Here is a 9,766-nt window from a genome sequence, read left to right as displayed (position 1 = left end):
GGCGTGATCGAGTCGAACTCGCGGTTCACGATCCCGACGTAGGTCGAGTCGCTGAGCTTGTTCGCGGCCACCGCCACGCCGAAGTAGCGGCCGCTCTGCTGCGCCGCCGCGGCGAGCGTGGTGGCGGCGCCGCTGGCGGGCGTCGCGGCCAGCACCACGGCGCCGGCCGAGGCGGCCACGAGCGTCGACACGAGCGCGACTCGTGACACTGACTTCGCTGTCAGCTTCATGTTTGGCACCTTCTGGGGAGCGCTGTTGATCGGGCAGGCGGAGACCATCGGGGGCGGCACCCGACCGCATCCGGCCTGAAACTTTCAGCAGTATCAACCGAAACAGATCTGCCTGGCAAGCGTGGAAGAGGCCGAAGTTCGCGGCTTGCCCTGGGCGGGGTGGCCCTGCTTCGTGGTCAGGGGCCGCATGGTTCTGCGGAACGCGATCGGCTCAGAAATGCTGGAATCGCAGCTCAGGCCCTGTACAAGGCCCGCCTCCGTGGATCTTCGAGGTGGTGCCCTGTCCTGGTCCGAGGAAGGTCGACTCAGTCGAAACGTTTCGAAACAAATAACGAAGATTTCGGGGAAACGGGCCCGGTGGTCGGGTTCTCCGGCGCGCTCGTCGTACCGGGTTCCTCCACCCGGTCGAGCCGGTACGTCCTAAGAGGACCGAACGGGTGCCGTCGTGCTCGGCCTACCGGCCCCGGTCTCGACCGTCCGGCGCAACGGTCCCGCGCCCGTCCGGACGCGGCGCGCGGGCCCGTCGCGCGGGTAGCATGGCGGCGCCAACAACAACACGAAGCTCGTCGGCGCCGGTAGGTCGGTGGAGTGCGCCGGTGTGCTCGCCTGGTCGCGAGCACGGCCGGTCGACCCCTCCCGGGTGGCACCGCGTCCGTTCCTCGGGACCGGGTCATCCCGGAAGGACAGCGAGACGTGACCACCGACCACCGCACCCAGGACCACTACGTCCCCGATCCCGACGCCGACACCGCCGCGGTCGTCGACGGCGTGCTGGCCCACCTCACCGCCGTGACCCGCGAGCGCGGCCTGCCCGACGACCTCCCCGCCGCGGTCCGCGAGCGCCACGAGCGCCTGGTGGCCGCCAACCGGCACCTGGTCGTGGACGAACCCGCCCGCCACAACCTGCGCATGACGCTGGTCCTGGTGGCGGCCTGGGAGCTCCTGCGACCCCACCTCGGCGACGACGAGGCCCTGGGGGTCGTGCGCGCGGCCTTCGTCGAACCGCTTGCCCCCGTCGTGCGGGAGGCCGTCCGGGCGGCGCTCGACGCCGAGCCGGACCCGTACCGGGCCATGGTCGCGCTGGCCAGGGACCGCGAGACGACCTCGTTCGGCGTCGGGTTCACCTTCCGCCACCCGGTCGACGACGACCGCCGGTTCCACGCCGACGTGCACCGCTGCTTCTACTACGACGTGCTCGTGGCGAACGCGGCGCCGGAGCTGGCGCCGGTGCTGTGCGAGTTCGACCGGAACTGGATCGACGCGATCGACCCGGACCGGCACGGCTTCCGGTTCGACCGGGCGACCACGATCGGCACGGGCGGCACGCACTGCCCGTTCCACTTCAGCCGGGTGACCCCCGACCGGGCCTGACGGTCCACAGTGGATGGATGATCGCCCCGGGTGCGGGGCCGCGGCGGGGTCGGGTGCTCACCCGACCCCGCCACGGGTCAACTCCCGGGGCGTTCGGGGCGCGAGGGCTGGTCCAGGCCGAGCTCCCGCGCCTCCTCCGCGTCCGGGAACTCGGGGTCGCTCCACTCCTGGGCGCGCGTCGCCCGGCTGCCCCGCAGCTCGTTCTCCAACTCCTGCTTGAGCTGGTCGTCCATCATCGGGCCGTGCTGTGCGCTGCCGCGTTCCACGGTGGCTCCTCCGGTGTCGTCGGTGCCTGAACGCACGGTGTACCCGCTGGGAGCCGAATTCCACCTGACCGGACCGGTCTTCACCTGACCGTGGCCCCCGCGCGTTCGACAGCGCGTTCGTCGAACGGGATCGACACTCCGTCGAACGCCTTCGGGGGCATTCGAAACACCGCGTTGACGCGACGCCCGCACCTCGTCGATTTGAGTCGAAACCCTTGTGCCCGTTGTGCGCCGCGGTCAACATCTTGCGAGGCAGCACCGGAACACGCCGCAGTGCCCGGTGGCAGACGCGCGCTCGGTTCCCTCCTCCCCGCTGCCCCCTGCGACGAACGAGGAGCGCCATGGCCGACTTGCGCGGCAGAACACGAACGATCCGCTGGTGGCTCGGCCTGCTGGTGACCGGCGTCGTCGCGGTCGTCACGGGCACGGGCCTGGTGGCGGCCACGAGCGCCCAGGCGGCGGCGGGCTGCCGGGTGGCGTACACGACGCCCTCGCAGTGGCAGGGCGGGTTCAGCGGGAACGTCGCCGTGACGAACCTGGGCGACCCGGTCGACGGGTGGCGGCTGACCTGGTCGTTCCCGTCGGGCCAGCGGGTCACGCAGGCGTGGGGCGCCACCGTCGCCTCGTCGGGCGCCGACGTCACCGCGACCAACGTCGGCTACAACGCCCGGATCGCCACCGGTGCCACCGTCTCCTTCGGCTTCAACGGGACGTGGACCGGCACGAACACGCCCCCCTCGTCGTTCGCGCTCAACGGCGTGACCTGCAACGGCCAGACCACGACGACCACCACCACGACGACGACCACGACGACGACCACGACCACGAACCCGCCCGCGGGTGACGCGATGGCCGCGGTCGCCGCGATGGAGCCCGGCTGGAACCTCGGCAACTCCTTCGACGCCACGGGCGCCGACGAGACCTCGTGGGGCAACCCGCGCGTCACCGAGGCGCTGCTCGACAACATCAGGGCGCAGGGCTACAAGAGCATCCGCATCCCGGTCACCTGGGGCCAGCACCAGGGCGGCGCGCCGGGCTACACCATCGACGCGGCCTACCTGACCCGGGTCAAGGAGGTCGTCGGCTGGGCGCTGGCGGACGGCTTCTACGTGATGATCAACATCCACCACGACTCGTGGCAGTGGATCTCCGGCATGCCCGCCGACCGCACCGGCGTGCTCGCCCGCTACAACGCGACCTGGACGCAGATCGCCTCCGCGTTCCGCGACTCCTCGTCGAAGCTGGTGTTCGAGAGCGTCAACGAGCCGCAGTTCAGCAACAGCTCCGGCGACGCGCAGAACGCCGAGCTGCTCCACCAGCTCAACACCTCGTTCCACTCGATCGTGCGCGGCTCGGGCGGCGGCAACGCCACCCGCCTGCTGGTCCTGCCGACCCTGCACACCTCGGCCGACCAGGCCCGGGTGGACGAGCTGAACACCACGCTGGCCGCGTTGAACGACCGCAACATCATCGCGACCGTGCACTACTACGGCTACTGGCCGTTCAGCGTGAACGTGGCCGGCGGGACGCGCTTCGACGCCACCGCCCAGCAGGACCTGGTCGGCGCGTTCGACCGGGTGTACAACAGCTTCGTCGCCCGCGGCGTCCCGGTGATCCTGGGCGAGTTCGGCCTGCTGGGCTTCGACCGGCACACCGGCACCATCCAGCAGGGCGAGAAGCTGAAGTTCTTCGAGTACCTGGGCCACTACGCCAGGGCCAAGAAGATCACCACCATGCTGTGGGACAACGGCCAGCACTTCGGCCGCACCTCGTTCCAGTGGAGCGACCCCGAGCTGTTCGCCCAGATCAAGTCGAGCTGGACGACCCGGTCGGGCACCGCGTCCACGGACCAGGTGTTCAACGCGAAGTCGAGCGCCATCACGGCCAAGACGATCACCCTGAACACCAACGGGACCTCGTTCGCCGGGCTGCGGCACGGCACCACCGAGCTGGTGCGCGGCACCGACTACACGGTGTCGGGCGACCAGCTGACCCTCAGCGCGTCCCTGCTCACCCGGTTGACCGGGTCGCGGGCCTACGGGGTCAACGCGGTGCTGCACGCGCGGTTCTCGCAGGGCGTGCCGTGGCGGATCAACGTCCTCACCCACGACACCCCGGTGCTCCAGAACGCGACCGGCACGACCGCGTCGTTCGCGATCCCGACCGCGTTCCGCGGCGACCTGCTGGCCACCATGGAGGCCAAGTACGCCGACGGCACGAACGCGGGCCCGCACAACTGGACGTCGTTCAAGGAGTTCGACCGGGCGTTCGCGCCGAACTACACCACCGGCGCCACCACGCTGACCGCGGACTTCTTCGCCGAGGTCAACGACAACGCACGGGTGACGCTGACCTTCCACTACTGGAGCGGCGCGAAGGTGACCTACTACGTCACCAGGTCCGGCTCCTCGGTCACCGGCACCACCGCCTGAGCCGCCGCGGGCCGGACCTCGGCGGAGGTCCGGCCCGCCGCGTCAGGACCCCTGCTCGCGGAACCGGTCGAGCACCCGGCGCTCCCGCTTGGTGGGCCGCCCGGCGCCCCGCTCGCGGCGGGCCACCGGCACCAGCGCCTCGGGCGGCGGCTTGGGCGTCCGGTCGATGAGGCAGGCGGCGGCCTCGGCCGCCCCCACCCGCTTCTGGATGACCCGCACGACCTCCACGACCCGCGTCACGTTCCCCACCCGGGCCCGCACCTCGTCACCGGGCACCACGGTGGTCGCGGCCTTCGCCGGCCGGTCGTTCACCCGCACGTGCCCGCCCCGGCAGGCGTCCGCGGCGTCGCTCCGGGTCTTGGTCAGCCGGACCGCCCACAGCCAGCGGTCCACACGGGTGGATTCCACGCCCCCATCATGGCCTCCCGCGCGTCCGTCCAGGGCACGGGGGCCGCCTGTCCTAGGCTGTCCGCCCTGTCCGGTGCTCGGCGCGGCGTAGGAGGACATGCGTGGCCACGGATCGCACGGCCCTGCTCATCGGCGTGGCGGAGGCCCCCGGCGCCACCTCGTGGTTCCCGCCGCTGACCCCGTCGGTCGAGGTCGACCTGAAGCGGATGCGGGCGGCGCTGGAGGAGTCCCGCTACGACGTGCGCGTGGTGGACGGGGTCGGTCGCGCGGAGATCGGCACGCGCATCTTCGAAACCGCCCGCGACGTGCCCGAGGGCGGCACGCTGCTGGTCTACTTCACCGGGCACGGCGTGCGGATCGACGGCGTGGACTACCTGGTCCCGGCCGACGCCCGCGCACCGCGCGACCCGAAGTGGACCCGCCCCTACCTCGACTCCCTGCTGCCCGCCGACATCGGCCCCTACCTGGAGGGGTGCCGGGCCGGCACGGTCCTGTGGCTGCTCGACGCGTGCCGCGACGAGGCGAACAGCGAGGACGAGCTGTTCGGCCAGGGCAGGGTGGCCGGCCAGGGCATCGACTGGGGTGTGCCCGCGGACCACTTCGCCGTCATGATCGGGTGCGGGATCGACGAGCGCTGCGGCTACACGGAGGACGGCAGCTTCTTCACCAGGGGGCTGGCCCAGGCGCTGTCCGGCATGTCGGTGCCCCGGCAGGTGAACGAGGTCTACCTGGAGGCCAGGGCGGTCACCGAGCGGTTGTCCCGCAGGTACGGGAGCGCGGCGCAGCACGTGCAGATCCGCTACGGCGCCGGTCGGGAGGACCGAACCCCCGGCGCGGAGATCTGCGAGGGCAGCCACCTGCTGGAGAACTGGCGCGACGCGGTGGTCGACCGGCAGCTGTGGGCCCTCGGGGAGCCGTGCGACGAGGAGCTCGCGGAGCGCCTGCGCGGGTGCCTGCTCTCGCTCGTCGAGGCCACCGCCTCGAAGGCCCGGGTCGGGCACGCCCACTTCCCCGACCCGTGGGCCGACGACGCGTTCGTCCCCCGGCTGCTGTCCAGGCTGACGCAGGTGGCGCCGGGTGAGGCGCGGCTGTCGGCGGTCGAGGTGACCGTGCTCGCCGCCGCCGTGCTCCTGCGCGAGGCTGCCTGGGCGGTGCTGCGCAGCCAGGCGGTCGACGCCCACCCGATGGAACCCGAGCGCTTACCGAGGGCCACCCCGCTGCGCAGGTACCTGGAGCAGGTGCACGACCAGCACGCCCACATCACCGACAAGCTCGGCCGGGGCGGTCGCCGCGCCACCGATCGCGAGAGCGTCGCGTCGTGGCTGGTCAACCAGTGGATCGCGGAGCGCTTCGAGATCGACGACAAGCCCGTCCCCGGCGAGCCGGCCACCAGGTTCGCCCGGAACCTGCTCGGCCCCGACGAGGGGAGGGTCGAGGAGCTGTCCGGCGTGCTGACCAGGCTGGCCGCCGGCATCGGGGCGGAGCTCCCGCGCGACCAGCCCGGCGGCAAGCCCCGCAAGGTGTGGCTGCCCGAGGGGCACCAGGTCCTCCGAGAGTCCCTGCTGTCCGCGCTCCTGCGCGTGGCCAGCGCCCTGGCGGTCGACGTCCGGGTCCTGCCGGAGGTCATCGCCGAGCACTTGGCCGTGTCGGACCACGTGGAGCCCAAGGAGGTCGTCGCCCTCGTGCGCTCGCTGCGGTGGAGCGCCGACGACGAGGGGTGGCACATGGACCTCTCCTGCCCCCACCCGGCCGTCCACGCCGCGCTGGAGGAACTGGCGGACCGGGCCGACCGCCTGGTGGTCCGCCTGCGCAAACCCGGCGAGGGGCCGGAGGCGGCGCTGCCGGCGGGGGTGCCGAGGCGCGTCACCGCCAACGAGGTGCGACCACGCGTGCTCGACGGGGGCCAGGACGCCTACGAGAAGCCGCTGCTCCGGTTCACCCTGGCCCAGACCGAGGTCCGCGGCCTGCTCATGGGCAAGCAGCTCTACGGCGATTCCGCACTGGCCATCCGCGAGCTGTACCAGAACGCGATGGACGCCTGCCGGTACCGCGAGATGCGCTGGAGGTTCCTGCGCCTGACGGGACGGCACCCACCGGAGTGGCGGGGCCGCATCGTCGTCGAGCAGGGCGTCGACGAGCGCGGCCGGTACATCGAGTGCGGGGACAACGGCGTCGGCATGGGCCGCGAGCAGCTGACCAACACCTTCACCCGCGCCGGCAGCCGGTTCGAGCGCTCCAAGTCGTTCCGGCGCGAACAGGCGGAGTGGCTGCGCGCGGACCCGGACCTGCTGCTCTACCCGAACAGCCGCTTCGGCATCGGCGTCTTCAGCTACTTCATGCTCGCCGACGAGATGGCCCTCGTGACCCGGCAGGTGACCCCCGAGGGCGACTCGGCGCCGGGCGCGCTGCGGGTGGACATCCCGGGCAGCGGCAGCCTGTTCCGCATCCAGCCCCACACCGGGGCCGGCGACCGCCGGGGTGAGGGCGGCACCCGCGTGCGCCTGTACCTGCGGGACGACCCCGAGCTGGAGACCGTGTCCTGTGTGGCGGTGCTGCGGTCGCTGATCAAGGTCAGCGAGTTCGAGCTGGAGGTGCGCGAGGACGACCTGGAGCCCGTGACCTGGGAGGCGAAGAAGCTCCACCTGTCCGGCGTGCACGGGGCCGAGGGGCAGTACGAGGCCGTGCCCGGTGTGCTGTGGTGGGTCAACGGGGAGGGCGCGATCCTCTGCGACGGCGTCGCGACCGACAAGCGGCCCTACGGGTACGTCCTCAACCTGACCGGTGAGCACGCCGGCACCCTCAGCGTCAGCCGCAACGAGCTCCAGTCCTACGACGAGGAGTGGGCGAAGCGGATCTGGCGGGAAGGCGCGCGACGCCTGCCGGAGTGGTCCGGGTTCTCCATGGAGTGGCTGTGGAACCTGGAGTCCAACAGCTCCATGGTTGCCGGGGAAGTGTGGCAGGAGCTGCGCGGCAGGGATCTTCGGGTGCCGGTGCGCCCCTCCGACGAGTTCCGGTGCGACCTCGACGCGACCGGCATCTTCTCCTACGACCGACAGTTGATCGGGTCGGTCAGGCACACGTACGGCGGATTCGTCAGGTCCCAGCTGATGCCCTGGCGTACAGCGGTGTTGGGCAACCGACCAGCGCACTGGATGAGAAACGTTGCCCTTCCGGACTCCCTCGTCGGTTACCCGATCCCCGAACCGGGTGATGCAGCGCTGGCCAACGAAGAGCGGTGGACATGGCTGTCGGCGGTGCGGAATGCGAGGGGGCGGGCGACCTCGGTCGCCGAAGTGGTGCGCAGCCTGCGACGGCTCCGCATCGTCCATCCGAGGCTGGCGCCGCCCTCCGCCGTGCCGGGCGACCTGGACTGGTCGGCGGGGCCTGTGGACGAGGCGATCGCGGAGGAGATGAGCCGGTACGCCATGGACGACCTCCGCGGCCTGGTCGCGGCTTCCCGGCGGTTGAGCCGCCCCCTCGGCTGGTTGGTCGAGTGGTGCTCCCGATATGACCCGTTGCGGCGAGAAGCCCTGCCCGAGGTCCCTCCGCACCACCGGCGTCATGTCTGCACCGCAGACGAGTCCGCGATGTTGTTCATCGGGAACGAGACGGCCCACACGCGGCGTCTGCGGAGGGTCGAATACCCACAGGACGTGCAGCAGGTGTGCGCGGAACACGGCTTCACCCCGAGGGACGTCCTCGACTGCCTGGCCAGGTTCCGATGGCTCGGGTGGCACCCTCCGGAGCCATCGGAGGTCGACAAGTGGGTGGCGCTGGAGGTGGATCTGGCGAACGTGCTGCGTGTCCACCAGGGCAAGGACGAGTTGAGTTGGATCGCGGTGGCCGCCTTGGCCGCGAAGCAGGACGTCGCCCTGGGCAAGGCGGAGCGCGAACTGGTCGAGGTGGCGAGGGGTTTCGGCCTCCGGTGCGCTCGTCGGTGGAGTGAGTCCGATACCGGAGACAGCGTCCTGTCCCCCGAGATCAGGGCCCTGGTGCTCCAAGCCCACGACTACGAACTTCCCGTCGACCACGGATTCGGGTTACCGGAGCTGGCCGAGGTGCTGCCCCAAGACGCCGACGCGGAAACCGTCGAGCGGGTGGTCGAGGAGCTGCGGGAAGTGGGGATCGGGGTGCCGGACGACGTCCGACTCCTCACGGCTTGGCGGGATCTTCCCTTGAGGACCAAGTACGTTCTCACCGGGACCGATTCCGCAGCTGCGGTGCGTCTCGACACCGAGGCGATGACGCGTTCGCTGTTCACCGCGGCGGTCAAGCTGGGGGAGTCGATCGGTGGGGTTCGGGAGCTGTACAGGAGTACGGCTGTGCGGTTCGGCCTGCCGGAGGTCGCCCTTCCCGAGGAGATCGACGACCTCCGTCCGACGTGGCACGAGGAAGGCGCGTTGCTCCCACGGGAGGACTACGATGGTTACGAATTCGGGGATCAGACCTGGGCCCCCCTGACCGAGAAATCCCTGGCGCAGTACACGTCGGGGACCAAGCTGACCGCCGGAGCCGCCTACGAGCAGTTGGCCCGGTACCGCCCATTGGGCGCCCCGGTGCCGGATCTCGCCCCGGCCGCACTCGCGGAGCTGAGGAACACCACCGTCGACGAGCGCGACCTGGTCGCCCTGGACGGTGGTCACCGCCTCACCGCACCCGACGAACCCTTGGTCCCGCTGGACCTGGTGAGCATCGCCGCCCGCTTGGGCGAACCCGTGAGCCGCACCTGGGAGCGCATCCGCCCGTTCCTGCCCCTGATGCCGGCGCCCGAGATCTCGCACGTCCCGGACGAGATACCGCGCTGGCAGGACCTGGCGATCCTCTCCCGGTACCTGGACGGCAGGCTGCCGGCCGTCGAGGGCGTGGTCGACCCGGGTCACGTCGCCTTCGTCGCGGCGGAGATCGACGCGACCCCGGAGTGGGTGGTGGAACGCCTGCACCGCTACGCGGAGATGTTCGGCCTGGACCTCTCGTCGCCGGACCTCCCCGCCCCCGACCTCCCCGCCCCCGACCTCCCCGCCCCCGACCGGACCGACCCAGGACAGGACGGCTGAACGGC

At 71.3% G+C, this 9,766-nt stretch carries 5 protein-coding genes and 1 pseudogene; 3 read left to right on the top strand and 3 right to left on the bottom strand.

Translation table 11 applies throughout. The features are described 5' to 3' along the window. Positions 1–230: pseudogene (locus Q5530_RS21595) on the bottom strand (1,4-beta-xylanase); the annotation flags it as partial. A gap of 693 nt (positions 231–923) precedes the next feature. Between Q5530_RS21595 and Q5530_RS21590 the strand changes: the two are divergent. Next, positions 924–1,601 (top strand): L-2-amino-thiazoline-4-carboxylic acid hydrolase, encoded by a 678-nt coding sequence (locus Q5530_RS21590; RefSeq protein WP_415364567.1) that lies wholly within the window; start codon positions 924–926, stop codon positions 1,599–1,601. A gap of 77 nt (positions 1,602–1,678) precedes the next feature. Here the strand turns inward: Q5530_RS21590 and Q5530_RS21585 are convergent, their stop codons facing one another. Continuing rightward, on the bottom strand, positions 1,679–1,867 hold the full coding sequence (locus tag Q5530_RS21585; protein WP_415364566.1) for a hypothetical protein: 189 nt from the start codon (positions 1,865–1,867) through the stop codon (positions 1,679–1,681). A 341-nt stretch (positions 1,868–2,208) separates the two neighbouring features. Between Q5530_RS21585 and Q5530_RS21580 the strand changes: the two genes are divergently transcribed. Next, on the top strand, positions 2,209–4,299 hold the full coding sequence (locus tag Q5530_RS21580) for a cellulase family glycosylhydrolase (protein WP_415364565.1): 2,091 nt from the start codon (positions 2,209–2,211) through the stop codon (positions 4,297–4,299). Between the two features lie 42 nt (positions 4,300–4,341). Here the strand turns inward: Q5530_RS21580 and Q5530_RS21575 are convergent, their stop codons facing one another. Beyond that, the gene (locus tag Q5530_RS21575; protein ID WP_380636955.1) at positions 4,342–4,707 is read right to left on the bottom strand and encodes an RNA-binding S4 domain-containing protein; all 366 of its coding nucleotides are present in this window, start codon (positions 4,705–4,707) and stop codon (positions 4,342–4,344) included. Between the two features lie 101 nt (positions 4,708–4,808). Between Q5530_RS21575 and Q5530_RS21570 the strand changes: the two genes are divergently transcribed. Then, positions 4,809–9,761, top strand: a complete 4,953-nt coding sequence (locus tag Q5530_RS21570; protein ID WP_415364564.1) for a caspase family protein — start codon at positions 4,809–4,811, stop codon at positions 9,759–9,761. Positions 9,762–9,766: the final 5 nt, after the last annotated feature.

The organism is Saccharothrix sp. BKS2, from assembly GCF_047689505.1.
GTDB classification, from domain to species: Bacteria; Actinomycetota; Actinomycetes; order Mycobacteriales; family Pseudonocardiaceae; genus Actinosynnema; species Actinosynnema lopnurensis.
This window is presented reverse-complemented; position numbering and strand designations above follow the sequence as displayed.